This window comes from Lysobacter sp. DMC104, from assembly GCF_056313665.1.
Map to the genome: position 1 here is coordinate 512,339 of NZ_JBQUZW010000001.1, position 23,563 is coordinate 535,901.

Below are 23,563 nucleotides of genomic sequence, written 5' to 3' on the forward strand. Positions count from 1 at the left end.
CTCATCCCTTGAGCATCGAGCGCGCGAGCGCGGCGAGGTGGACTTCGTCCGGGCCGTCGGCCAGGCGCAGCGAACGCGCGCCGGCGTAGGCCTGGGCGAGGAAGTGATCCTGCGACAGGCCGCCCGCGCCGTGGATCTGCATCGCGCGATCGATCACTGCACAGGCCATCCGCGGCGCGACGATCTTGATCATGCCGATCAGATCCTTCGCCCCCTTGTTGCCGTGCGCGTCCAGCGCCGCCGCGGCCTGCAGCGTGAGCAGCCGCGCCTGTTCGATCTCGCAGCGCGACAGCGCGATCGCTTCCTGCGCCATGCCGTGGCCGCCGAGCGGCCGACCGAACGCCTCGCGGGTACGGGCACGCGCGACCATCGCCTCCAGCGCGCGCTGGGCGAGGCCGATCAGGCGCATGCAGTGATGGATGCGCCCGGGGCCGAGCCGCGCCTGCGCGATCTCGAAACCACTGCCGGACACGCCGAGGAGGTTCGCCACCGGCACGCGCACGCGGGTGAATTCGATCTCGACGTGGCCGTGCGGCGCGTCGTCGTAGCCGAACACGGTCAGCGGCCGCAGCACGCGCACGCCGGGCGTGTCCATCGGCACCAGCACCATCGACTGGCGACGATGCACCGGCGCATCGGGATCGGTGACGCCCATCACGATCAGCACCTTGCAGCGCGGATCGGCGGCACCGGTGGTCCACCACTTGCGACCGTCGATGACGAGGTCGTCGCCGTCGCGCACGATCGGCAGCGCGATGTTGGTGGCGTCGGAGCTGGCGACCGCGGGTTCGGTCATCGCGAACGCGGAGCGGATGCGGCCGTCGAGCAAACCCCGCAGCCACGGCACCTGCTGCTCCGGCGTGGCGAACTGCAGCAGCACTTCCATGTTGCCGGTGTCCGGCGCGTTGCAGTTGAAGATCTCCGGCGCGAACAGGCTGCGGCCCATGATCTCGGCGATCGGCGCGTAGTCGAGGTTGCTCAGGCCGGCGCCGTGCGCGACGTCGCCATGCCCCGCGTGTGGCGGCAGGAACAGATTCCACAGGCCCAGCGCCTTCGCGTCGTCCTTCAACGTTTCGGTGAGAGGCGGAATCGTCCAGCGCGTCGCGGGATCGTCGACATGCGCCTGCAGCGCGGCCTCGGCCGGCAGGATCTTCTCGTCGAGGAATCGCCGCACCTCGGCCTGCAGGCGGCGCGAGCGCTCGGAAAAGGGAAACAGCGAGGCGGGGGCGTCGGGCGTCATCGTCGGCAGCACGGCAAGGGCCTTCAATAGTACGTCCACAGCGCGCGTTCGCCGTGCAGGTGCGGCAGCGCGTTCCACGAGCCCATGCGCAGGCGGCCGCCGTGCGGATGGAACTCCGACAGCGCGCTGTTGCGCAGCGACAGGTTGAGTTCGACCGCGCGCTCGATCGGCACATCCAGCGCGTGCTGCGCCAGCCGCGAGATCACGCCGCCGGAGGTCAGCACCAGCGCCTCGTCGTCGCCGGCCAGTGCTTCCAGGCGCTCACCTGCGGCCTGTACGCGGCGGCCGAAGACGTCCCACGACTCGGGCACGCCGGGCAGTTCGTCGCGCGCCCACGCCAGCAGCGCCGCGCGCAGCATTGCGCCGACGTCGCGCGGCTCGCCGCTGCGGCTGGCGACGGCGATCGGGTCTTCCGGATCGCGATCGAGATACGCCTGGAACACGGCATGGTGGTCGAACTCGGCGAAGCCCTCGTCGACGACGGGCGCCGGCAGCGGCGTGCCGTGCGCGAGGAAGGCGTCGGCGATGGCGTCGGCGGTCTGCTGGTGCCGGCGCATGCCGCCGACCACGACCGTGCGGAACCGGTGCCCGCCGCGGACCAGCCAGTCACCGAGGCGGCGGCACTGGTCCCAACCGCGATCGGACAGGCGGTCGTAGTCGTCGGTACCGAAGCTCGCCTGGCCGTGGCGGACCAGCAGCAGGCTCATGGTGCGGCTCCGCGGGGCGAAGACGGGCAGGACGCGGGGGCGATCAGGGACAAGGGGAGGGTTTCCTGAGGGGGCCCGGCATCGTAGAGCGCGCGCGGAAGCCATCCAAGCGGCCGGGATTCGGACAAGCCACCCTTTCATTTGATAATGATTCTCATTACTATGCGTTCACTCTCCTGAAGCGCCTGCGATCACCGTGGGCCCGCATCGACCGATTCCCATGACCGATCGCTCATCCCCCGCCCGGCTGTCCCCGCTCGCCATCGCCCTGACCCTCGCCGCCGGCCCCGCTCTGGCCGAACCGGTGGCCGATGCCGCCGCCGGCGCCGCCGAGATCGACACCATCGAAGTGGTCGGCACCACGGTCCGCAAGGCTGAATCGCCGAAGTACACCGAGTCGCTGAACGACACCCCGCAGACCATCACCGTCGTCGACCGCGCGGTGATCGAGCAGCAGAACCTGCTCGGCCTGCGCGACGTGCTGGGCACCCTGCCCGGCATCACCTTCGGTGCCGGCGAAGGCGGTGGCGGCTACGGCGACAGCATCACCCTGCGCGGCTACACCGCCAGCAGCGACATCACCACCGACGGCGTGCGCGACAGCGCGCAGTACACCCGCAGCGACACCTTCAACCTCGAATCGATCGAACTGGTGAACGGCGCGAACTCGACGATGTCCGGCGCCGGTTCGGTCGGCGGCAACATCAATCTGGTCAGCAAGGGCCCGCAGCAGGGCGACGCGCAGAGCTACGCGTTCGGCGTCGGCACCGATGCGTACGCGCGCGCCACCGCGGACATCAACCAGGACTTCGGCAACGGCACCGCGTTCCGCCTGAACGTGATGAACCACCGCAACGACGTGCCGGGCCGCGACGTCGAACGCTTCCGCCGCTGGGGCATCGCGCCGTCGTTCGCGTTCGGACTGGGCACGGACACGCGCGTGACCGTGAGCTACCTGCACCAGCACGACGACAACGTGCCGCAGTACGGCGTGCCGTTCGCGCTGAACGGCTACCACGACGGCCCGCTGCCGGGCGTCGACCCGAGCACCTACTTCGGCTATCGCAACGTCTCGCGCCAGACCAGCGACGTCGACATGCTGATCGGCGTGTTCGAGCACGATTTCGGCGATGCGGTGACGCTGCGCAGCCTCGCCCGCTTCCAGCAGGTCGACCAGGTGTCGAACGTGACCGCGTTGCAGGGCCACTGGTGCCTCGATGACGGCACCGATCCGTACACCAACCGCCCGTGCACGAACGGCCAGCCGGCCGGCACGTGGTTGCCCGACAGCGGTCCGCGTGGCTACGTGCGCGACACCCGCAACACGCTGGCGATCAGCCAGACCGACATCACCGCGCGCTTCGCCACCGGCGCCGTGCGGCACGCGCTGGTCGCGGGCGCGGCGTTCTCGACCGAATCGTTCTCGCTGGAAAACGACGGCGTGTTCTTCAACGCCGACGGCAGCCCGGTGCCCGACAACGCCAGCGGCTATCCGCCGATGGACCTGCATCATCCGGACAACGTCTGGCGCGGGCCGATCAACACCTTCCGCCGCGCGAAGAGCGAGGGCGACCTCGACACCGTCGCGGCCTACGTCTTCGACACGCTGAAGTTCGGCGAGCGCTGGATGCTCAACCTCGGCGCCCGCTACGACCGCAACCGCGGCGCGACGAAGACGTGGATCGTCTCCACCGCAAATGCCACGCGCGGCCAGCTGCTGGGCGTCAATCCGCTGGCGCGCAACGACGAGAACCTGCTGTCCTATCGCGCGGGCCTGGTGTTCAAGCCGACCGAAGCCGGCACCGTCTACCTGTCGTGGGCGAACAGCAAGACACCGTCACGCGCCTCGGTCAACGGCAGCTGCACGCTGACCAGCACCACCGGCACCGCGAACTGCGACGTCGGCGCCGAGACCGCGGTGAACATCGAGCTCGGCACCAAGTGGGAACTGCCGAACCGCAATCTCGCGCTCACCGCCGCGGTGTTCCGCAACGAGCGCCGCAACTACCGCGTCGCCGATCCGGGCAATCCGGACAATCCCGCGGGCGAACAGCAGCTCGACGGCCGCGCCCGCGTCGACGGCGCGGTGCTGGGCATCGCCGGCACGCTGCTGCCGGGCTGGCAGGTGTTCGCGAACTACACGTATCTCGACAGCGCGGTGATTCGCGGCGTCTCGTCGAATTGCCTGGAAAACCCGAGCACCGCCTGCGGCAACAGCGCGACCGACCGCGATCCGTTCGCCGGCAATCCGCTGGCCAACACGCCGAAGCATTCGGGCAGCCTCTGGACCACCTACACCACCGGCAAGTGGACATTCGGCTACGGCGCGACCTACCAGGGCCGCTTCGTGGTCCAGAACAACACGCTGGACGGCCGCCAGTTGTACTGGACCGATGCGTACTGGGTGCAGCGCGCGATGGTGAACTATGCCGTCAACGATCGGCTCGACCTGCAGCTCAACGTCAACAACCTGGCCGACGCCGAGTACTACACGCGCATCCGCAACAACATCACCTTCACCGGCACCACGGTCACCGGCGGCAACGGCTGGGCCACGCCCGGCGAAGGCCGCTCGGCCACGCTGACGGCCACCTGGCGCTTCTGATCGGACACGGGGACCCCCGCCATGCTGCTCGCCATTCCGGACGTGCTCGACGCCGCGCAGGTCGCCGAGTTCCGCACCGCGCTCGACGCCGCCGACTGGGCGGACGGGCGCATCACCGCCGGCCACCAGTCGGCGATGGCCAAGGACAACGCACAGTTGCCGGAAACCTCGCCGGCGGCGAAGGCGCTGGGCGAACGCATCCTCACGGCGCTGTCGCGCAACAGCACGTTCTTCGCCGCGGCGCTGCCGAAGCGGATCTATCCGCCGCTGTTCAACCGCTACGCGGACGGCCAGACCTTCGGCTGGCACGTCGACAACGCCGTGCGCTACGACCGCAGCCGCGGCGGCGTCGATCCCGTGCGCACCGACCTGTCGGCGACGCTGTTCCTCGCCGATCCGGACGAATACGACGGCGGCGAACTGGAGATCGAAGACACCTACGGCACGCAACGCGTGAAGCTGCCCGCCGGGCACATGGTGCTGTATCCCGGCACGAGCCTGCATCGCGTGCTGCCGGTGACGCGCGGCGCGCGCATCGCCTCGTTCTTCTGGATGCAGAGCATGGTGCGCGACGACACGCAACGCCGCATGCTGTTCGAGCTCGATGTCTCGATCCGCCAGCTCACGGCCGAACTGCGCGACCATGACGCGCTGGTGCGGTTGACCGGCGTCTATCACAACCTGTTGCGACAATGGGCCGAGACCTGAGCCGTCAACCGACGCGGCCTCTCGTTCGTTCCACGTTCACCCCCTCCTGCAACCTGTCTTCGCCATGTCCGCCACCGCGACCACTTCGAACCGTCCTGCCGCCCGTCCCCGCACCTCGATGCATCGCTGGATCCGCCAGCTCCACCTGTGGATCGGCGCATGGGGTGCCCTCGCCGCCGTGCTCTACGGCACCACCGGCCTGATCATGAGCCATCGCTTCGGCGACAACGCCTGGCCGCAGGGCGACAGCCACGAAATCGGGCGTACCACGCTCGCGGTACCCGCGGAAGCGCGGACCAGCGCGGAGGAATTGTCGCTGTGGCTGCGCGACAGCCAGGGTCTGGACGCGCAGAACATCCGCAAGCCGAAGCCGGAAGGCCGCGGCGGCGAGAAAGGTGGCGAGCGTCGCGGCCCGTCGGGCTGGTCGCTCAGCGGCGGCACCGCGAGCGAGAGCTGGTCGGTCGAGTACGCGCCCGGCGCGGACACGGCGGAACTCAAGCGCACACAGCACAGCGCCCTCGCCGCGTTCACGCGCCTGCACAAGGCGGTGGCCGGCGGCGCGGGCTGGCGCCTGCTCGGCGACAGCTTCGCGATCGGCATGATCCTGCTGGGGATCTCCGGCCTGCTGCTGTGGGCGCGCAACCGCACGCCGAAACAGATGATCCTCAGCGTGTTCGGCGCCTCGGTGGTGGTGACGCTGCTGGTGCTGGTGCCGAACCTGCTGTGACGATTGCCAGGTGTGACGCCCGGCGCCGGCGCGGTCAGTACTGCGCCGGCGTCGCGAAGCGCGTCACCTTGGGCCGGAAGTTCATCGGCCCGACCAGGTCCACGCCGCACTGCAATCCCGACAGCCAATCCAGCAGCGACCGCTGCGCGGCGCCGCGGAACGGCATGCCGTGCTGGGGCACGATCATTTCCGGATCGAGCTCGCGCACCATGTCCACCCACAGCTTCAGCACGCGGTTGCTGGCCATGTAGCGGCGATGGAAGGCCTCCATGCACGGGCGGTAGCTGTCGAAGTCCTCGACGAAGCCGTACGGCGCGCCGCTGGGCACCAGGCCCGAGCAGACGTCACCCGAGAACAGGATGCGGCTGATCGGATCGAAGAACGACAGGTTGCCGACCGAGTGCAGGAAGTGCGCCGGCAACGCGATCAGCTCGGCGCTGTCGCCCAGCGGGATGCGCGCGCCTTCGTCATCGACCAGCAGGTAGCGCTCGCGGCCCGCGTTCTCCATGTAGCGCGGCACCAGGTGCGGCACGAAGCGGCCCCAGAGTTTGGAGCAGACGACCGTGGCCTGCGTGTAGAGCAGCCACTTGTCGACCGAACCGATGATGTCCGGGTCCTGGTGCGAACACAGCACGAGGTCGATCTGGTGCGGGCGCACATCGCGGCCCAGTGCCAGCACCAGCGGGTTGTAGAGCAGCGCGCCGCCCGGATCGATCAGGGCGGAACGCTCGCCGTGGATGACCAGGAACTGGTTGGCCTGAACGCCGTCGTCGCCGCGAACGAGGTCGTTGTAGGCGATGCACCGGTGTCCGTCCGAATCGAAAAGCACGAATCCCATGTGGTTCGCCCCTGTACGAATGAAGTGCGCGCAGGGTAAGGACGCATCGCCGGGCAGTCCTTGATCGTGCTCAACATCCCGCCCCATGCATGACCGTGACGATGGTCGAATATCGCGTTCCTCGCCGGGGTTCGCGAATGAGAACCGCCTGCAGTCACACTTCCGGCGTGCGCCTGCGGAGCCGTGCGATCAGCGCTTCGCCACCGCCATCGATTGCAAACCGTTCGCGCGCCGCGTTGGCCGATAGCAGCAGGCTATCGCCCATCCCGATGTGAACGATGTCATCGCCGTGCATGCAATGTGCACGACCGGACAGCAGGTACACCAGCCACTGCTCGGCGGGTTCGACGAACAGCACCATCGAACCCACCAGCGGGCGATGCCACAGTTCGGCCGCGATGCGGTCGCGCCGCCACATCAGGTTGAGATCGTGGGTGGGGCCGTCGATCAGTTCGCAGGCGAGCGTCCGTTCGCCCGCGAAGCGTACGCGGTCGTGCGGCGGCAGCACCTCGCGAACCTCGCCGTCGTCGAAACGCAGGCGCATGCCGTTGCCGTGCAGCAGCACCAGCTCGCGTTCGATGCCAGGGAACGACGAGAACGGGCCATCCTGCTCGATCTCCGCGATCGACAGGCGCCAGTCCCAGTCGTCCGCACCCGCCGGCATGCGCAGCACTTCGCGCGTCCAGCCCTGGCCGTTGCGCCAGCGTTCGCGGCGGTAATCGTGGGCGGGCAGCGGGCGAAGGAAGGACGACATGCCGGTCTCCATGCGGACGCGGCAGAGTGTAGCGGAGGCTGTCGCGCGCTCCATGCGCCAGCGAACGCACGAACGCGCGCAGGCCGCGCGGAAAGCGCGGCCTGCGTGCATGCGGCGAGATGGATCAGCGGCCGCGCGGGGCCGGCATCGCCGGCTTCGCCGCCGCCGCGGCGGGCGCGCCGCCACCGACGAGGATCATCTCGCGGTTTTTCTCGACCGTCTTCAGCCCGATGCCCTGCACCTGCGCGAGCTGCTCGGGGCTGCGGAACGGGCCGTGCGCCTTGCGGTAGGCGACGATCGCCTCGGCCTTGGCGGGACCGACGTTGACCAGCACGCGATCGAGCGTCGCGGCGTCGGCGGTGTTGATGTTGACGCGCTCCGCGGCGAAGGCGCTGCCCATGAGGGCGATCGACAGGGTGGCGGCGGCGATGATGGCGTTCAGGGTCTTGGTGGCGAACATGGCGGATCTCCTCGGAATGAAGTGGGTGTCGGATGTGAAGGTCTGTGCGGCGGTGGTGCCGCGGGTCCTGCGTCGTTGACGGTGGCGGGCCGTGTTGGCTGCGCTGCGTCGACAGGGACAGTTTCCGGATCGACGGGGGTCGGCCGCATCGCCGGATCGCCCGACCTCGTGCCGGGCAACGCCGCATGCGGGGGTCGGGAAATTCCGACCCCGCGGCAGGCGGGGCGTACAATGCCGGCCTGTTTCCGAACCGGACCAAGCCTCCATGGATTCCACCCGCATCGAGTCGACCGCGCTGCAGTCCTTCGTCGGCCAGAAATGGGACGACGAGATCGTTCCGCAGCTCGTCGACTACATCCGCATCCCCAACAAGTCGCCGATGTTCGACAGCGAGTGGGTCGCGCACGGCTACATGGACGACGCGGTGTCGCTGATGGAGCGCTGGGCGCGCGCGCAGAACGTGCCGGGCATGCAGGTCGAGGTGGTGCGCCTGCCCGGCCGCACGCCGCTGATCTTCATCGAGGTGCCCGCCAGCGCCGACGCCGGCACCGGCGACGACTGCGTGCTGATGTACGGCCATCTCGACAAGCAGCCGGAAATGACCGGCTGGGACGACGGCCTCGGCCCGTGGACGCCGGTGCTGAAGGGCGATCGCCTCTACGGCCGCGGCGGCGCCGACGACGGCTACGCGATCTTCGGTTCGCTCGCCGCGATCCAGGCGCTGCAGGCGCAGGGCGTGCCGCATGCGCGCTGCGTGGTGATGATCGAAGCCTGCGAGGAATCCGGCAGCTACGACCTGCCCGCCTACGTCGACCATCTCGCCGCACGCATCGGCAAGCCTTCGTTGGTCATCTGCCTCGACTCCGGCTGCGGCAACTACGACCAACTGTGGTGCACCACCTCGCTGCGCGGCCTCGCCGGCGGCAACCTCACCGTGAAGGTGCTGTCCGAAGGCGTGCACTCGGGCGATGCGTCGGGCATCGTGCCGTCGAGCTTCCGCATCCTGCGCCAGCTGCTGGCGCGGATCGAGGACCAGAACAGCGGCCGCATCCTCATCGACGGCCTGCACGTCGAAGTGCCGGCCGATCGCTACGCCCAGGCGCGCAAGTGCGCCGAAGTGCTGGGCAGCGCGATCTACGACAAGTTCCCGTTCCTGCCCGGCATGTCGCCGATGCGCGGCGACCTCACCGAGCTCGTGCTCAACCGCACGTGGCGTCCGGCGCTGTCGATCACCGGCGTCGACGGCATGCCGCCGCTGTCGTCGGCGGGCAACGTGCTGCGTCCGCACACCGCGCTGAAGCTGAGCCTGCGCCTGCCGCCCACGCTCGACGGCAAGCGCGCCGGCGAACTGCTGCAGGCCGCGCTGCTGAAGGACCCGCCGTACGGCGCGGAAGTCACGCTGGAGCTGGAAAAGGCCTCGTCAGGCTGGAACGCGCCGACGATGACGCCGTGGCTGGACAAGGCCATCGACGCCGCCAGCCGCGATGCCTTCGGCAAGCCCGCGATGTACATGGGCGAAGGCGGCTCGATCCCGTTCATGGGCATGCTCGGCGAGAAGTTCCCCGGCGCGCAGTTCATGATCACCGGCGTGCTGGGCCCGCACTCCAACGCGCACGGCCCGAACGAGTTCCTGCACATCCCGATGGGCAAGCGCGTGACCGCCTGCGTGGCGCGCGTGATCGCCGAGCACCGCGAAGCCAGCGTGCGTGGCGAAACCACCGGCACCGCCGCGGTGGCCGGCGGCGAACAGCACGGCAGCCACGGCTGCTGCTGATCCGCCCCGCCAGGTTGCCGACGCGACGCCCCGGCCGATCCGGGGCGTCGTCGTTTGCGTCCGTGCGAAATGCCTGTGCTCCATGTCGCACTGCAACGTCGGGCGTAGGCTGTGCGCGCGTCAGTCCGGCGCCCGGCAGTGGAGGCATCCTCATGTTCGAAGGTATCTTCGGCCACATCCTCGGCGGCGCGGTCATCGGCCTGCTCGCCCGGCTGGTCAAACCCGGCGCCGATCCCATGGGCTGGATCATGACCATCCTGCTCGGCATCGCCGGCGCGGCGGTGGGCGGCTATCTGTATGCGGGCCACGGGCTGCGGACCTGGATCGTCGCCATCCTCGCCGCCGTGTTGATCCTGTTCGTCTACGAATCGATGCGGAAGAAGAAATAGCCTGCATCGATCGCCTGCCCCTGACGCGAACGCCCGGCGGGGGCCGGGCGTCGTCATGCGTGGCGCGCGGTTACCGGACGATCACAGCGGCGTTCCTGGCGGCACGCGGCGGAAACGGACGCCGGGCTTTTCGTTTTCCGGCAACAACGGCTGCATCGTTTTCCACACGGTGATCGGCTGCCGCTTGCCGCGTTCGTGCAACTCGAACAGCACTTCGCCAGGCTGGCAGAACAATGCCGGTGTATTGCGCCTGATCGCCGTACAGACGAAACGCGAAACGCGCCCGTGGCGCTCGCGATGCAGGCCCAGAACGTCGATGAGAGTGTCACCTTCGCCGGAGATGCCGCAAAAATCGTCCCGCCGGCAAACCAGGCGGTAGCCCGCGAAATTCCAGATGCCGCCGGCGCCGCGCCAGCCTTCGATGAAATTGTAGTGTTCCTCGACACGGACAGCGGTACTGGAAGCGGCATCCGCCGCCCACGGTGCGAGGACACAGAGCACCGCCGCCGCGCACCGGACCGCCCGCGAACGGACGATCCCCGACACCCGTTGCGCGAACGGCAGCATCGCGATGGTCAGTCCTCCAGCAGCCGCGCCACCACCTGCTCTGCCAGTGCTTCCGGCGCCTCGCCCGCGGTGTGCAGGTGCAATTCGGCCGCTTCCGGCACTTCGTACGGCGAGGAAATGCCGGTGAAGTTCGGGATCTTGCCGGCGCGCGCCTTGGCGTAGAGGCCCTTCACGTCGCGGCGTTCGGCTTCCTCCAGCGGGGTGTCGACGAACACCTCGATGAACTCGCCGGCGTCGAAGAGTTCGCGCGCCATGCGTCGCTCGGCGCGGAACGGCGAGATGAAGCTGACCAGCACGATCAGGCCCGCGTCGACCATCAGCTTCGCGACTTCGGCGACGCGGCGGATGTTCTCGACGCGGTCCTCGTCACTGAAGCCGAGGTCCTTGTTGAGGCCGTGGCGGACGTTGTCGCCGTCGAGCACGTAGGTGTGCAGGCCCAGCGCGGTGAGGCGCTTCTCGACGAGGTTGGCGATCGTCGACTTGCCCGAACCCGACAGGCCGGTGAACCACAGGCAGTGCGGGCTCTGGCCGAGGCTGCGCGCACGCGCGGCCTTGTCGACTTCGAGGTGTTGCCAGTGGATGTTGCCGGCGCGGCGCAGCGCGAAGTCGAACGTGCCGGCGGCGACGGTGGCATGGGTCTGGCGATCGATCAGGATGAAGCCGCCGAGTTCGCGGTTCTCGGCGTAAGGCTCGAACGCGATCGGCTGGTCGAGGTGCAGGTTGCACCAGCCGACCTCGTTGAGTTCGAGATGCTTCGCGGCGAGATGCTCCTGCGTGTTCACGTCGACGCGGTGCTTGATCTCGGTGATCGTGGCCCCCACGGTGCGGCTGCCGAGCTTGAGCCAGTACGGCCGGCCCGGCAGCAGCGTGCGCTCGCCCATCCACAGCACGTGCGCGGCGAACTGGTCGGCGACTTCCGGCGGTGCATCGGCGGCGGCGATGACGTCGCCGCGGCTGATGTCGATCTCGTCCGCCAGCGTCAGCGTGACCGCCTGCCCGCGCACTGCGCGCGCCAGGTCGCGACCGTCGCCCGCGACCACGCGCGCGACGCGGGAACGGCGCCCCGAGGGCAATGCCACCACGGCATCGCCGGGCGCAACGTGGCCGGACACGAGCGTGCCGGCGAAACCGCGGAAATGCTGGTCCGGGCGACACACCCACTGCACCGGCAGGCGCAGGGCGTCGGCGCCGGCATCGCCGCCGACGTCGACCGTCTCCAGATGTTCGAGCAGCGACGCGCCGGTGTACCACGGCGTGCGCGGCGAGGCCGCGAGCATGTTGTCGCCGTCCAGCGCCGACAGCGGGATGCAGGTGACCTGCGCGATGCCCAGTCGTGAAGCCAGCGCGCGGTAGTCGTCGGCGATCCGGGCGAAGACGGCTTCGTCGAAGTCGACGAGGTCCATCTTGTTCACCGCCAGCACCACGTGGCGGATGCCCAGCAGCGACACGATGTAGCTGTGGCGGCGGGTCTGCGTCAGCAGGCCCTTGCGCGCGTCGACCAGCACGATCGCGAGGTCCGCGGTGGACGCGCCGGTGGCCATGTTGCGGGTGTACTGCTCGTGGCCTGGGCAATCGGCGACGATGAACTTGCGGCGCTCGGTGTTGAAGAAGCGGTAGGCGACGTCGATGGTGATGCCCTGCTCGCGCTCGGCCTGCAGGCCGTCGACGAGCAGCGCGAAATCGATGCGCTCGCCCTGCGTGCCGTGGCGGCGGCTGTCCGCTTCCAGCGAGGCCAGCTGGTCGTCGAGCAGCAGCTTGGTGTCGTGCAGCAGGCGGCCGATCAGCGTGCTCTTGCCGTCGTCGACGCTGCCGCAGGTGATGAAGCGCAGCAGTTGCTTGCGCTCGTGCTGGTGCAGGTAGGCGGCGACCGCCTCGGCGGCGTCCTGTCCGGGCGCGCCCGGCAGGGAAGTGGTGTCGCTCATCAGAAATAGCCCTCCTGCTTCTTCTTCTCCATCGACGCGGAGGGATCGTGGTCGATCACCCGCCCCTGGCGTTCGGACGTGGTCGCGACCAGCATCTCGGCGATGATCTTCTCCAGCGTGTCGGCCTCGGATTCGATCGCGCCGGTCAGCGGATAGCAGCCCAGCGTGCGGAAACGCACGCGGCGCAGCGCCGGTGTCTCGCCCGGATGCAGCGGCAGGCGCTCGTCGTCGACCATGATCAGCGCGCCGTCGCGTTCCACCACCGGGCGCTCGGCGGCGAAGTAGAGCGTCGGCACCGGGATCTTCTCGCGGAAGATGTAGAGCCAGACGTCCAGCTCGGTCCAGTTCGACAGCGGGAACACGCGCACCGATTCGCCCTTGTGGATGCGGGTGTTGTAGAGGTTCCACAGCTCCGGACGCTGGTTCTTCGGATCCCAGCGGTGCTGCGCGGTGCGGAACGAGAAGATGCGCTCCTTCGCGCGCGACTTCTCCTCGTCGCGGCGCGCGCCGCCGATCGCGGCGTCGAAGCCGCCGGCGTCCAGCGCCTGCTTCAGCGCCTGGGTCTTCATCACGTCGGTATGCACGGTGGCGCCGTGGGTGATCGGGCCGATGCCCTGCGCCACGCCGTCGGGATTGGTGTGCACGGTCAGCGCGATGCCGGTTTCCTGCGCGCGGCGGTCGCGGAAGGCGATCATCTCGCGGAATTTCCAGCCGGTATCGACGTGCAGCAGCGGGATGGGCGAGCGTGCCGGTGCGAACGCCTTCTGCAGCAGGTGCAGCAGCACCGAACTGTCCTTGCCGATCGAGTAGAGCATCACCGGGTTGCGGAACTCGGCCGCGACCTCGCGCAGGATGTGGATGCTTTCGGCTTCCAGCCGGTCGAGATGGTTCAATGCGGGATGCGGCATGGGTCAGCGGATTCCGGACGACGTCGGCGCCGGCGATGCGGCGGCGAGGAGAAAGCGGTGCGCCCGGGCGGGCCGGCGAAGGACGACGGACTGCATCAGGCGAAGGTGTGGTGGAGGGTGCGCAGGCTCAACCCGATCACGAGCAGGCCGACGACGGGCATGAGCAGACGGGGCTTGATGAAGCGTACCAGCCACGCGCCCAGCGGGGCAGCGACCACGCCGCCGAGCGCGAGGCCCAGCACCACGCCGAAGTGCGCGGTGCCCAGCGTGGCGAGGAACACCGCCGACGCGGTCAGGGTGACGAAGAACTCCACCGCATTCACGCTGCCGACAGTCAGGCGCAGCTCGTGGCCGCGAGCGATGAGATTGCTGGCCACGATCGGCCCCCAGCCGCCGCCGCCGACGGCATCGAGCAGCGCGCCGAAGAAGCCCAGCGAGGAGATGTGGGTCGTGACCTCGCGCCGCACCAGCTCGCGGAACGACTTGAACAGGATGATCAGGCCCATCAGCAGCAGGTAGCCGGCGATCCACGGCTTCAGCACGTTGCCGTCGATGGTGCTCAGCAGGTAGGCGCCGACGCCCGCGCCGAGCATGCCCGGCAGCAGCAGGCGCCGGAACAGCTTGCGGTCGATGTTGCCGAAGGCATGGTGCGACACCGCCGACACGCCGGTGGTGAAGCACTCGGCCGCGTGCACGGTGGCGCTGCTCACGGCCGGCGGCACGCCCATGCCCAGCAGCAGGCTCGACGCGGTGACGCCGTAGGCCATGCCGAGCGCGCCATCGACCAGCTGCGCGGCGAAGCCGACGACGACATGGAGCAGGAAATCCGGTGGCAGGGACATCGGGACCGGAGACGAGGGGGGAGGCGTTCCAGTATCCGCGACCGCTCCCGCAGCAGAAAGGCCGCTGCGGCATAAGCGCATAACGACCGATCCTTTCCGCCTTGCCGGGCACGACACCTAGGCTGGCAGCCTGATCGCTCACGCGCGGATGCCCCCATGTCCCCCGCTTCGCCCGCCCTCGCCTCTCCTGCCGTGTCGCCCGCACCGATCGCGGCCGAGGCCTACGAGCCCCTGGTCCGCATCGTCGACGGCCTCGACGGCAATGGCCTGTGGTGGCTCTCCGGTTATGCCGCCGGCATGGCCCGGGCCCGCGGCGGCGCCGTCGCGGCCCAGATGCCCGCCCCGGCCGCGGCCCCGGTCGCCCGCGAGCGCCTGACCGTCGTCTACGGCAGCCAGACCGGCAACGCCCGCCGCGTCGCCGAGGCCCTGGCCGCCCGCTGCGAGGCCGACGGCCTGGCGGTCCGCCTGCTCCGCGCCGACGCCTACCCGGTGCGAGAACTGAAGGACGAACGCTTCCTCGCCGTGGTCATCAGCACCCAGGGCGACGGCGATCCGCCGGACGACGCCCGCGCGCTGGTGGAATTCCTCGACGGCAAGCGCGCCCCGCAGCTGCCGCAGCTGCGCTTCGCCGTCCTCGGCCTCGGCGACTCCAGCTACCCGCAGTTCTGCGCGATCGGCCAGCGCCTGGACGCCCGCTTCGAGGCGCTGGGCGCCCGCCGCTGGCTGGACCGTGGCGACGCCGACCTCGACATCGACACCGTGGCCGGCCCGTGGTCCGCACGCCTGTTCGATCAGGCGCGCGAAGCGCTGGCGACGAAGGGCCCGGCCACGCCGCTGGCCAGCGTCACCCCGCTGCGCCCGCACGCCGCCCCCGTCGCGTGGACCCGCGAGCGCCCCTACGCGGCCGAGCTGCTGGCGAACGTGCGTATCACCGGCCGCGGTTCGGACCGCGACATCCGCCATCTCGAAATCGCGCTGCCCGAGGGCGGCCTCGACTACGAACCCGGCGACGCGCTGGGCGTGTGGATCGAGAACCCGCCGGCGCTGGTGCAGGCGATCACCGACGCACTGGGCCTGGACGGCGACGCGGCCGTCGAGCATGCCGGCGAAAGCCTGCCGCTGCGCGACTGGCTGGGCCGCAAGCGCGAGATCACCCGCCTGCACCGTCCGTTCGTGGCCACGCATGCCGCGCACGCCGGCAGCGACGCACTGAACCGTCTGCTCGCGCCCGACCAGCGCGACAGCCTGACCGCGCTGATGGCGCAGTCGCAGATCCTCGACCTGCTGCGCGAACATCCCGGCGCCTGGAGCCCCGAGCAGCTGGTCGAAGCGCTGCGCCCACTGCAGCCGCGGCTGTACTCCATCGCCTCCAGCCGCAAGGCCGTGGGCGACGAGGCCCACCTCACCGTCGCCCACGTCGAATACCGCCACGGCGACGAACTGCGCTGGGGCGCGGCCTCGCACCATCTCGCCACCCGCGAGGACGGCGCGACGCTGCCGGTGTTCATCGAACGCAACGACCGCTTCCGTCTCCCCGCCGATGCGTCGCGCGACGTGATCATGATCGGCCCGGGCACCGGTGTGGCGCCGTTCCGCGGCTTCGTGCAGGAGCGCGAGGCGATCGGCGCGACCGGCCGCCAGTGGCTGCTGTTCGGCAACCCGCACGCGCGCAGCGACTTCCTCTACCAGCTCGAATGGCAGGACGCGCTCAAGCGCGGCAGCCTGCACCGGCTGGACCTCGCGTTCTCGCGCGACCAGGCGCAGAAGGTCTACGTGCAGCATCGCCTGCGCGAGCACGGCCGCGAGCTGTTCGCGTGGCTGGAGAACGGCGCGCACCTCTACGTCTGCGGCGATGCCACGCGCATGGCGAAAGACGTGCACGCGGCGCTGCTGGACGTGATCGCGACCCACGGCGGCAAGTCGGCCGAGGACGCCAACGACTACCTCAACGCGCTGCAGGCGCAGGGCCGCTACGCGCGGGACGTGTACTGATGAGCACGCATTCGGTCGAAGACATCAAGCGCCAGAGCGGCCGCCTCCGCGGCACGCTGGTGGAATCGCTGTCGAACCAGATCACCGGCGCGCTGGCCGAAGACGACCAGACGCTGATCAAGTACCACGGCAGCTACCAGCAGGACGACCGCGACGTGCGCGACGAGCGCCGCCGGCAGAAGCTGGAGCCCGACCATTCCTTCATGATCCGCACGCGCACGCCCGGCGGCGTGGTGTCGCCGGCGCAGTGGCTGAAGCTGGACGCGATCGCGACCACCTACGCCGAGCGCGGCCTGCGCGTGACCACGCGCCAGGCGTTCCAGTTCCACGGCGTGATCAAGCGTGACCTGAAGCGGACGATGCAGGCGATCAACGCCGCGATGATCGACACGCTCGCCGCCTGCGGCGACGTCAATCGCAACATCGCCGTGGCCGCGAATCCGTACCTGTCGCAGGTCCACACCGACGTGCAGGCGCAGGCCGAGGCGGTGTCGAAGCATCTGCTGCCGAACAGCCGCGCGTACTACGAGATCTGGCTGGACGAAGAGAAGATCGCCAGCAGCGGCGAGGAAGAGGAGCCGATCTACGGCGCCACCTACCTGCCGCGCAAGTTCAAGATCGGCTTCGCGGTGCCGCCGGACAACGACGTCGACGTGTTCGCGCAGGATCTCGGCTTCATCGCGATCATCGAAGGCAAGGCGCTGGCCGGCTACGTCGTCACCGCCGGCGGCGGCATGGGCTCGACGCACGGCGATCCCGAAACCTACCCGCGCGTGGCCGACGTGCTGGGCTTCATCGCGCCGGCCGACGTGATCCGCGTCGCTGAAGCCGTCGTCACCACCCAGCGCGACTGGGGCAACCGCGCGGTGCGCAAGCGTGCGCGCCTGAAGTACACCATCGACGATCACGGCCTGGACGCGTTCCGCGCCGAAGTCGAAAAGCGCGCCGGCATCGCATTCGCGCCTGCCCCCGCGTTCGCCTTCGACCACAACGCCGATCGCTTCGGCTGGTCGCAGGGCGACGACGGCCTGTGGCACCTCGCGCTGCGCATCCTCGCCGGCCGCATCTGGGACCGCGACGGCCTGCGTCACCTGTCCGGCCTGCGCGCGATCGCGACCGCACTGGACGTCGACGGCAGCCGCGCCGAATTCCGCCTCACCGCCAACCAGAACCTGCTGATCGCGAACCTCGACGACGCGCAGCGCGAAGCGGTCGATGCACTGGTGAGCGACTACGGCCTCGACACCCACGTCGCCGCCTCGCCGGTGCGCCGCGCCGCGCTGGCCTGCGTGGCGCTGCCGACCTGCGGCCTGGCGATGGCGGAAGCCGAGCGCTACCTGCCGGCGTTCATCGACCGCATCGACGCGCTGCTGGCGACGCACGGCCTCGCCGACGCCGACCTGCACGTCCGCATCAGCGGCTGCCCGAACGGTTGCTCCCGCCCGTTCCTCGGCGAGATCGCGCTGGTCGGCAAGGCCCCGGGCCGCTACAACCTGATGCTCGGCGCCGACCACATCGGCCGCCGGCTCAACAGCCTCTACCGCGAGAACATCGACGAAGCCGCGATCCTCGCGGCGCTCGATCCGCTCCTCGCCCGCTATGCCGCCGAACGCGCCCCCGGCGAGCGCTTCGGCGACTTCCTCGTCCGCGCCGGCATCGTTTCCCTCGACAGCACCGGCAGCCGGACGCTGCCTCTGGAGTTGGTCGCATGACGCTTCCCGATCCCGTCGCCGCCGCCGAGTCGCCGCAGGCGCTCGCCGAACTCAACCGCTGGCTCGCTACCCGCACCGCGCCCGAGCGCGTCGCCTGGGCGATCGAGCACCTCGCCGGTGCGCACGCACTGTCGTCGAGCTTTGGCGCGCAGGCCGCGGTCGCGCTGCACATGACCACGCAGGCGAAACCGGACATCCCGGTGATCCTGATCGATACCGGCTACCTGTTCCCCGAGACCTACCGCTTCGTCGACGACCTGACCGAGCGCCTGTCGCTGAACCTCAAGGTCTACCGCCCGCAGGTCGGCATCGCGTGGATGGAAGCGCGCCACGGCCGGTTGTGGGAAGAAGGCGTCGAAGGCATCACCCGCTACAACCAACTGCGCAAGGTCGAACCGATGCAGCGCGCGCTGCGCGAACTCGGCGTGCGCACCTGGATCGCCGGCCTGCGCCGCGGCCAGTCGGATTCGCGCGCGGCGCTGGATTTCCTGCAGTTGCGCGACGGTCGCTGGAAGCTGCATCCGATCGCCGACTGGACCGATCGCGACGTGTGGCAGTACCTCACCCAGCACGACCTGCCCTACCACCCGCTGTGGCACGAAGGCTACGTCTCGATCGGCGACGTGCACACCACGCGGCGGATGGAAGAAGGCATGCGCGAAGAGGACACACGGTTCTTCGGCCTCAAGCGCGAATGCGGCCTGCACGAGGACTGGGGCGACCTCGCGAAGAGCGCGTGAGTCGTCTCAGGGCGGGGCGTCGGCCATCGCGGCGGCGAACGCCAGCAGGAACACCACGATCATCAGCGCCAGCACCGCCACGAAACCCAGCGACAGCGGCACCGCCCAGCTTCGCCGCGGATAGGCATCGCCGAACCGCTGCTTGACGTGTTCGACCTGCGCCTTGCCGTTGCCGTAGTACCAAGCCAGCAGCACGCCGAGGCCGGAGAAGCGGAACAGCACGTCCAGCACGGGCGACTCGGGCAGCACCATCGCCAGCCCGGCGGACACCACGGTGAAGAGCGCGGTGCCGATCGCCCAGCGCTTCGTGGTGGCAGCGCGCTCGCCATCGCCCAGCGCGCGCCAGTTCTTCATCTGCAGGATCGCACTGAAGGTCGGCGTCAACAGCAGCCCCCACAGCGCGGCGGCGTTCGGGTTCCACAGCGGTGGCGCCTGGTCGCCGGACCCGGCATCGGCGACCACGGCCTGCGGCGGAGCGTAGGGATTGCGGGAGTCCATGCGGCGATCTCGCGGAAAGGGAACGGACGAGGCCGGGCGCTTCAACCCGCGCCGGCAGTCCCGGCAGTGTCCACCGCGGGTCGCGGGCCGCGCAACGCCCGCACCGCCATGCCGATGCCGATCAGCACGAACGGCACGCTCAGCCATTGGCCGACGGTGAAGGTCTGGCCGGCCTCGTAGGCGGCCTGCGGCGTCTTCACGAACTCCACCAGGATGCGCGCGGCGAAGATCGCCGCGAGCAGCACGCCCGACAGCAGCCCGTGCGGCGTGCGCGCACCGTGGCGGCGATACAGCCACACCAGCACGCCGAACACCAGCAGGTAGGCCGCGGCTTCGTACAACTGCGCCGGATGCCGCGGCAGGGCGTCGATGGCGTCGAACACCACGCCCCAGCGGCCCGACGTGGGCAGTCCGACGATTTCGGAGTTGAGGAAGTTCGCGATCCGGATGCACACCGCGACGAAGGCGCCGGGGATGGCGACGCGATCGATCAGCCACAGGAATCCGGGACGCGGCACCAGCCCGCGGGCGCCGAGCCACAGGCCGATCAGCAGCCCGGCCACGCCGCCATGGCTGGCCAGCCCGCCTTCCCAGATGCGCAGGATCGCCAGCGGATGCGACAGGTAGTACTCGGGTTCGTAGAACAGGCAGTGCGCCAGCCGCGCACCGATCACCGTACCCAGCAGCGCGTACATGAACAGCCGCTCCGCCTGCGCCGGATCGCGGCCTTCGCTGCGGAACATGCGCTGCAGCATCATCAGCCCGAGATAGAAGCCGCCGACGAACAGCAACCCGTACCAGCGCACGGTCAGCGGGCCGAGCGAGAACAGGACGGGGTCGAAATGCCAGTGCAGGATCATCGTGTCGTGGCGGCGTTGCGGATGGAGGCGACGCTCAGCGGCCGCGCAGGCAACGGGCGAGCTGGTCGCGCGCCGCCAGGCCGTCGTGCCATTGCAGCGTGGCGAGGGTGCGCCCGCGCAGCTTGATCCGGAACCCCTGCACGTCCTGCATGCTGGACAACAGCGCGTCCACGCCGGGGATGGCGAACGACAGCGCGCCGCTGTATTTCCCGCTCAGGCCGGGCAGCGTGTAGCTGTAGGCCTCGACGGTCTGATCGGGATCGCCGGACTGCATCAGCGTCACCCGCACCTTCTCGGGCTTGCGCGGATGCGGGATCTTCTTTCCGCCGAACGTGAGCACGGCGTGCGTGTCGCCGGCGGCGGGACCGCGCAGCGCCACGGTTTCGCCCATCTTCGAGAAACGCACTTCGCAGGACGCCGGCGTGCGTGCCGCACCGGTCGGTGCGGCGACTTCCCAGCCGCCCTCGCGCAGGCGGCGGCCGGCCTCGGCGCCATCGTGCAGGTACTGGTCCTGTTCGGCTTGTTCGGTCGCGGACAGCGGACGCCATTCGGGCGGCGGCGGCCGGTCGTCTTCCTGGCCATCGCCGGCGGTGGCACCGCCCAGCATCACGCAGCTTTCCCAGCCGGCGTCGGCGTTTCCGGTCTGCACCATGCCCGGCGGACAACCGCCGGCACGGGCCAGACCGGCACTGGACAGGAACAGCGCGCCGAGCGACAGCGCGACGAGGACCCGGGTCATGCGATACGCCATCATCCACTCCATTCCGACACGCGGGGGCGCATCGCCGGGCGCATGATACCCGGGCACCGCCTAAACCCCGGCTGCATGGCGCCACAGCGCCCGGCCGAGCGGCGGGATCGCGCCGGCGAGGCCCAGCGCGCGACCGCGCAGCAGCGTGGCGGCGACGTCGTCGTTCGAGAACACGCGGTTGATCAGGCTGAAGGCCTGCGCCGAGGCGGTGGCATCGCTGCGCCGTGCGCGCGCCCAGCGTTGGAGGCGATGCGGCGCGGCCCAGTCGGCGCGCTTCGCCTGCGCATCGGTCACGGCGGCGACCAGCGCGGACACGTCGCGCAGGCCGAGGTTCACGCCCTGCCCGGCCAGCGGATGCACGACATGCGCGGCATCGCCCATCGCCAGCACGCGGCCGGCGAGATAGGCGTCGGCGAGCTGCCGGCGCAGCGGGAAGCCGACGCGGCGCGTCAGCGGCCGGCACGCGCCGAGCCGCCCGGCGAAGGCCCGGCCCAGCGTTTCGCCGAAGGCCGCGTCGCCCAGCGCGAGCACGCGTTCGGCCTCGACGTCGGGCAGCGTCCACACGATCGAACTCACGTGCGGTGGACGTTCCGCGCTATCAGGCCACGCGCCGCACGGCAGGAACGCCAGCGGGCCGGTCGGGAGGAAGCGCTGCCAGGCGGTGTCCTCGTGCGGGCGTTCGGTGGCGATGTACGCGACCACGCCGCGCTGCACGTAATCCTCGGTGCGAGTGGCGATGCCGGCGAGGTCGCGCAATGTCGAGCGCCCGCCGTCTGCGGCGATGGCGATGCGCGCGTCGACGCGCAGGCCGTCGTCGAGTTCGAGCGTCGCGCCATCGTCGCCCTGCTCCAGCGCGGTCACCGACGCCGGGCAGCGCACGGTCACGTTCGACGTCCGCAAGGCGGCCCACAGCCGGTCCTGCAGCAGCGCGTGCTCGACGATCCAGCCCAGCTGCGGCACCGCGAACGCGTCGGCGTCGAAGCGCAGTTCGTCGCCGCCCGCGGCGTCCCACACGCGCATGCGCCGGTACGGCTGCGCGCGTGCGGCGGTGACCGCATCCCACACGCCGAGCGAGGCGAGCAGCGCGGCGTTGTCGGGCGCGAAGGCGTAGACGCGCAAGTCGGGGTCGGCGGCCGACCACGCCGGCGGTTCGGCCTGCTCGATCAACGTGACCTGCAGGCCCTGATTCGACAGCGCCAGCGCGCAGGCGGCGCCGACCACGCCACCGCCGACGACGGCGGCATCGGCGCGGCGACCGGACACGGGACGACGACTCATGCGGCGACTCCACGGCAGAGAGCGGGGACGTCGCCGCGATAGCCCATCGCGCTGCCGACGAGCTGCGCGCGCAGCGCGGCGTCGAAATCGAGCGCGAGCAGGCCGAGGCCGCGCAGCGGCGACACCAGCGGCGACGGATTGGCGGTCAAGCGCGCGAGCCCGTCCGAGAAGGCGAGCGTGCGCGCACGATCGTCGCGACGACGGCGCGCGTGTTCGGCGAGCACCGCGGCGTCGCCGGCGTCCTCGCCGCGGGCGCGGCCGGCGGCGATGCATTCGACCAGCGTCAGCGCGTCGCGCAGGCCGAGGTTGAAGCCCTGCGCGCCGATCGGGTGCAGCGTCTGCGCGGCATTGCCGACCACGACCGCGCGCGGCGCGACCAACCGTTCGGCGAGCACGCGGACGATCGGATACGCGCTGCGCGGCCCGACCGACAGGAAACGCCCGGCGCGCCAGCCGAACACGCGCTGGAGGCGCGCGAGGTAGGCCGCGTCGTCGAGCGCGGCGACCGCGTCGGCCTCGTCGGTGGCGACGCCGTGGATCACGCCATAGTGACCGTCGCCGCGCGGCAGCACGGCGGTGGGGCCGGTGTCGGTGAGGCGTTCCCACGCGGTGCCGTCGGGCGCGCGTTCGCCGCGTATGCGGGCGACGAACAGCGTCTGCCGGTAATCGTGGCGTTCGACCGCGATGCCCAGCGCCTCGCGCACAGCGCTGGCGGTGCCGTCGGCGGCGACCACCAGTCGCGCAGCCAGCGTGCGTTCGCCGTCGGCATCGGCCACGCGCACGCGGCGCAGCGGGCCGCGGCCATCGTCGTCGAATCCGGTGAAGCGCACGGGACGATGACGACGCAGACGCGGGAGATCGGCGAGTTTCGCCTCCAGCGCTTCACCGAAGTCGCGCGCGACCACGACCTGCCCGAACGCGGCGCGGCCATGGTCGACGGCTTGCAGCAGGACCCGGCCGAAGTCGCCGGCACGGCTGATGTGGATGCGGGCGATGGCGCCGGTCGGCGCGCGCAGCCGCGGCAGCACGTCGAGCGCGGTCAGCGCGTGCACGCTGGCCTCGGCAAGGCTGAGGTTGCGCTGGTCGAACACCGCCGGCAGTGCACCCGCGGGTGCGGCCTCGATCAGGCCCACGTCGAGGCCGAGGCCGTCCAGCGCGATCGCGAGACTGGCGCCGACCAGGCCGCCGCCGACGATCAGGACATCATGAACGGGCCCGTCGACGGACAACGGGGACGGCGGCACGGGGTCGGGCGAAGACATTGCGCTATGCTACCGCCTCTGCATTCCCC

General features: G+C 70.2%; 22 protein-coding genes. 8 read left to right on the forward strand and 14 right to left on the reverse strand.

The genetic code is table 11. The features are described 5' to 3' along the window. Position 1: 1 nt before the first annotated feature. The gene (locus ACT53R_RS02425) at positions 2-1,267 is read right to left on the reverse strand and encodes an acyl-CoA dehydrogenase family protein (RefSeq protein WP_476170232.1); all 1,266 of its coding nucleotides are present in this window, start codon (positions 1,265-1,267) and stop codon (positions 2-4) included. Beyond that, a complete protein-coding gene (locus ACT53R_RS02430) occupies positions 1,264-1,947 on the reverse strand; it encodes a histidine phosphatase family protein (RefSeq protein ID WP_476170233.1) in 684 nt (227 codons plus the stop codon). The genes ACT53R_RS02425 and ACT53R_RS02430 overlap by 4 nt, the downstream gene beginning before the upstream one ends. Before the next feature lie 220 nt (positions 1,948-2,167). Here ACT53R_RS02430 and ACT53R_RS02435 point away from each other — a divergent pair, with 220 nt between their 5' ends. The 3 genes from ACT53R_RS02435 to ACT53R_RS02445 all read left to right on the forward strand — a co-directional run bounded on the left by ACT53R_RS02435 (position 2,168) and on the right by ACT53R_RS02445 (position 5,987). Beyond that, entirely contained in the window at positions 2,168-4,552 is a 2,385-nt protein-coding gene (locus tag ACT53R_RS02435; RefSeq protein ID WP_476170234.1) for a TonB-dependent receptor, read from the forward strand. A 21-nt stretch (positions 4,553-4,573) separates the two neighbouring features. Further along, positions 4,574-5,260 carry a Fe2+-dependent dioxygenase gene (locus ACT53R_RS02440; RefSeq protein WP_476170235.1) on the forward strand — a complete coding sequence of 229 codons (687 nt, stop codon included), beginning with the start codon at positions 4,574-4,576 and terminating at the stop codon, positions 5,258-5,260. A 64-nt stretch (positions 5,261-5,324) separates the two neighbouring features. Further along, positions 5,325-5,987, forward strand: coding sequence for a PepSY-associated TM helix domain-containing protein (locus ACT53R_RS02445; RefSeq protein WP_476170236.1), 663 nt, complete (start codon positions 5,325-5,327; stop codon positions 5,985-5,987). Between the two features lie 34 nt (positions 5,988-6,021). On the opposite strand, the gene ACT53R_RS02450 is transcribed toward ACT53R_RS02445, so the two are convergent. The 3 genes from ACT53R_RS02450 to ACT53R_RS02460 form a co-directional block, all read right to left on the reverse strand. Continuing rightward, positions 6,022-6,825: an oxygen-binding di-iron domain-containing protein gene (locus ACT53R_RS02450; protein WP_476170237.1), complete on the reverse strand. Its 804-nt coding sequence runs from the start codon at positions 6,823-6,825 to the stop codon at positions 6,022-6,024. Positions 6,826-6,979: 154 nt separating this feature from the next. Next, complete coding sequence (locus tag ACT53R_RS02455) at positions 6,980-7,579, reverse strand: HutD/Ves family protein (RefSeq protein ID WP_476170238.1); 600 nt, start codon at positions 7,577-7,579, stop codon at positions 6,980-6,982. Between the two features lie 124 nt (positions 7,580-7,703). Next, the gene (locus ACT53R_RS02460) at positions 7,704-8,039 is read right to left on the reverse strand and encodes a ComEA family DNA-binding protein (RefSeq protein WP_476170239.1); all 336 of its coding nucleotides are present in this window, start codon (positions 8,037-8,039) and stop codon (positions 7,704-7,706) included. 265 nt (positions 8,040-8,304) lie between these two features. On the opposite strand from ACT53R_RS02460, the gene ACT53R_RS02465 reads away from it, so the two are divergent. Together ACT53R_RS02465 and ACT53R_RS02470 are read left to right on the forward strand one after the other, a co-directional pair. Further along, on the forward strand, positions 8,305-9,813 hold the full coding sequence (locus ACT53R_RS02465) for a M20 family metallopeptidase (protein WP_476170240.1): 1,509 nt from the start codon (positions 8,305-8,307) through the stop codon (positions 9,811-9,813). A 152-nt stretch (positions 9,814-9,965) separates the two neighbouring features. Further along, positions 9,966-10,202 (forward strand): GlsB/YeaQ/YmgE family stress response membrane protein, encoded by a 237-nt coding sequence (locus tag ACT53R_RS02470; protein ID WP_476170241.1) that lies wholly within the window; start codon positions 9,966-9,968, stop codon positions 10,200-10,202. 81 nt (positions 10,203-10,283) lie between these two features. On the opposite strand, the gene ACT53R_RS02475 is transcribed toward ACT53R_RS02470, so the two are convergent. From ACT53R_RS02475 to ACT53R_RS02490, 4 genes are all read right to left on the reverse strand, one after another. Next, positions 10,284-10,769, reverse strand: a complete 486-nt coding sequence (locus ACT53R_RS02475) for a hypothetical protein (protein WP_476170242.1) — start codon at positions 10,767-10,769, stop codon at positions 10,284-10,286. 8 nt (positions 10,770-10,777) lie between these two features. Further along, positions 10,778-12,691, reverse strand: a complete 1,914-nt coding sequence (cysN, locus tag ACT53R_RS02480) for a sulfate adenylyltransferase subunit CysN (RefSeq protein WP_476170243.1) — start codon at positions 12,689-12,691, stop codon at positions 10,778-10,780. Further along, positions 12,691-13,599: a sulfate adenylyltransferase subunit CysD gene (gene cysD / locus ACT53R_RS02485; protein ID WP_476170244.1), complete on the reverse strand. Its 909-nt coding sequence runs from the start codon at positions 13,597-13,599 to the stop codon at positions 12,691-12,693. The genes cysN and cysD overlap by 1 nt, the downstream gene beginning before the upstream one ends. Positions 13,600-13,694: 95 nt before the next feature. Further along, positions 13,695-14,441: a sulfite exporter TauE/SafE family protein gene (locus ACT53R_RS02490; RefSeq protein ID WP_476170245.1), complete on the reverse strand. Its 747-nt coding sequence runs from the start codon at positions 14,439-14,441 to the stop codon at positions 13,695-13,697. A 156-nt stretch (positions 14,442-14,597) separates the two neighbouring features. Between ACT53R_RS02490 and ACT53R_RS02495 the strand changes: the two genes are divergently transcribed. Genes ACT53R_RS02495 through ACT53R_RS02505 form a run of 3 tightly spaced genes read left to right on the forward strand, consistent with a single transcriptional unit; the run spans position 14,598 to position 18,885 of the window. Beyond that, a complete protein-coding gene (locus ACT53R_RS02495) occupies positions 14,598-16,433 on the forward strand; it encodes an assimilatory sulfite reductase (NADPH) flavoprotein subunit (protein WP_476170246.1) in 1,836 nt (611 codons plus the stop codon). Next, on the forward strand, positions 16,433-18,145 hold the full coding sequence (cysI, locus tag ACT53R_RS02500; RefSeq protein ID WP_476170247.1) for an assimilatory sulfite reductase (NADPH) hemoprotein subunit: 1,713 nt from the start codon (positions 16,433-16,435) through the stop codon (positions 18,143-18,145). Before ACT53R_RS02495 ends, cysI begins: the two co-directional genes overlap by 1 nt. Then, positions 18,142-18,885 (forward strand): phosphoadenylyl-sulfate reductase, encoded by a 744-nt coding sequence (locus ACT53R_RS02505; protein WP_476170248.1) that lies wholly within the window; start codon positions 18,142-18,144, stop codon positions 18,883-18,885. Before cysI ends, ACT53R_RS02505 begins: the two co-directional genes overlap by 4 nt. A 6-nt stretch (positions 18,886-18,891) precedes the next feature. On the opposite strand, the gene ACT53R_RS02510 is transcribed toward ACT53R_RS02505, so the two are convergent. The 5 genes from ACT53R_RS02510 to ubiH all read right to left on the reverse strand — a co-directional run bounded on the left by ACT53R_RS02510 (position 18,892) and on the right by ubiH (position 23,534). Further along, the gene (locus tag ACT53R_RS02510; protein ID WP_476170249.1) at positions 18,892-19,383 is read right to left on the reverse strand and encodes a hypothetical protein; all 492 of its coding nucleotides are present in this window, start codon (positions 19,381-19,383) and stop codon (positions 18,892-18,894) included. A 41-nt stretch (positions 19,384-19,424) separates the two neighbouring features. Then, on the reverse strand, positions 19,425-20,243 hold the full coding sequence (gene lgt, locus ACT53R_RS02515; RefSeq protein ID WP_476170250.1) for a prolipoprotein diacylglyceryl transferase: 819 nt from the start codon (positions 20,241-20,243) through the stop codon (positions 19,425-19,427). Positions 20,244-20,277: 34 nt separating this feature from the next. Further along, a complete protein-coding gene (locus ACT53R_RS02520) occupies positions 20,278-20,982 on the reverse strand; it encodes a hypothetical protein (protein WP_476170251.1) in 705 nt (234 codons plus the stop codon). 72 nt (positions 20,983-21,054) lie between these two features. Then, positions 21,055-22,272, reverse strand: coding sequence for an FAD-dependent oxidoreductase (locus ACT53R_RS02525; protein ID WP_476170252.1), 1,218 nt, complete (start codon positions 22,270-22,272; stop codon positions 21,055-21,057). Further along, a complete protein-coding gene (gene ubiH / locus ACT53R_RS02530; RefSeq protein ID WP_476170253.1) occupies positions 22,269-23,534 on the reverse strand; it encodes a 2-octaprenyl-6-methoxyphenyl hydroxylase in 1,266 nt (421 codons plus the stop codon). Before ubiH ends, ACT53R_RS02525 begins: the two co-directional genes overlap by 4 nt. Positions 23,535-23,563 lie beyond the last annotated feature (29 nt).

Coding starts and splice junctions, on each gene's coding strand:
- ACT53R_RS02430 (WP_476170233.1), bottom strand. CDS start 1,947: ATGAGCCTGCTGCTGGTCCGCCACGGCCAGGCGAGCTTCGGTACCGAC.
- ACT53R_RS02435 (WP_476170234.1), top strand. CDS start 2,168: ATGACCGATCGCTCATCCCCCGCCCGGCTGTCCCCGCTCGCCATCGCC.
- ACT53R_RS02440 (WP_476170235.1), top strand. CDS start 4,574: ATGCTGCTCGCCATTCCGGACGTGCTCGACGCCGCGCAGGTCGCCGAG.
- ACT53R_RS02445 (WP_476170236.1), top strand. CDS start 5,325: ATGTCCGCCACCGCGACCACTTCGAACCGTCCTGCCGCCCGTCCCCGC.
- ACT53R_RS02450 (WP_476170237.1), bottom strand. CDS start 6,825: ATGGGATTCGTGCTTTTCGATTCGGACGGACACCGGTGCATCGCCTAC.
- ACT53R_RS02455 (WP_476170238.1), bottom strand. CDS start 7,579: ATGTCGTCCTTCCTTCGCCCGCTGCCCGCCCACGATTACCGCCGCGAA.
- ACT53R_RS02460 (WP_476170239.1), bottom strand. CDS start 8,039: ATGTTCGCCACCAAGACCCTGAACGCCATCATCGCCGCCGCCACCCTG.
- ACT53R_RS02465 (WP_476170240.1), top strand. CDS start 8,305: ATGGATTCCACCCGCATCGAGTCGACCGCGCTGCAGTCCTTCGTCGGC.
- ACT53R_RS02470 (WP_476170241.1), top strand. CDS start 9,966: ATGTTCGAAGGTATCTTCGGCCACATCCTCGGCGGCGCGGTCATCGGC.
- ACT53R_RS02475 (WP_476170242.1), bottom strand. CDS start 10,769: ATGCTGCCGTTCGCGCAACGGGTGTCGGGGATCGTCCGTTCGCGGGCG.
- cysN (WP_476170243.1), bottom strand. CDS start 12,691: ATGAGCGACACCACTTCCCTGCCGGGCGCGCCCGGACAGGACGCCGCC.
- cysD (WP_476170244.1), bottom strand. CDS start 13,599: ATGCCGCATCCCGCATTGAACCATCTCGACCGGCTGGAAGCCGAAAGC.
- ACT53R_RS02490 (WP_476170245.1), bottom strand. CDS start 14,441: ATGTCCCTGCCACCGGATTTCCTGCTCCATGTCGTCGTCGGCTTCGCC.
- ACT53R_RS02495 (WP_476170246.1), top strand. CDS start 14,598: ATGTCCCCCGCTTCGCCCGCCCTCGCCTCTCCTGCCGTGTCGCCCGCA.
- cysI (WP_476170247.1), top strand. CDS start 16,433: ATGAGCACGCATTCGGTCGAAGACATCAAGCGCCAGAGCGGCCGCCTC.
- ACT53R_RS02505 (WP_476170248.1), top strand. CDS start 18,142: ATGACGCTTCCCGATCCCGTCGCCGCCGCCGAGTCGCCGCAGGCGCTC.
- ACT53R_RS02510 (WP_476170249.1), bottom strand. CDS start 19,383: ATGGACTCCCGCAATCCCTACGCTCCGCCGCAGGCCGTGGTCGCCGAT.
- lgt (WP_476170250.1), bottom strand. CDS start 20,243: ATGATCCTGCACTGGCATTTCGACCCCGTCCTGTTCTCGCTCGGCCCG.
- ACT53R_RS02520 (WP_476170251.1), bottom strand. CDS start 20,982: ATGACCCGGGTCCTCGTCGCGCTGTCGCTCGGCGCGCTGTTCCTGTCC.
- ACT53R_RS02525 (WP_476170252.1), bottom strand. CDS start 22,272: ATGAGTCGTCGTCCCGTGTCCGGTCGCCGCGCCGATGCCGCCGTCGTC.
- ubiH (WP_476170253.1), bottom strand. CDS start 23,534: ATGTCTTCGCCCGACCCCGTGCCGCCGTCCCCGTTGTCCGTCGACGGG.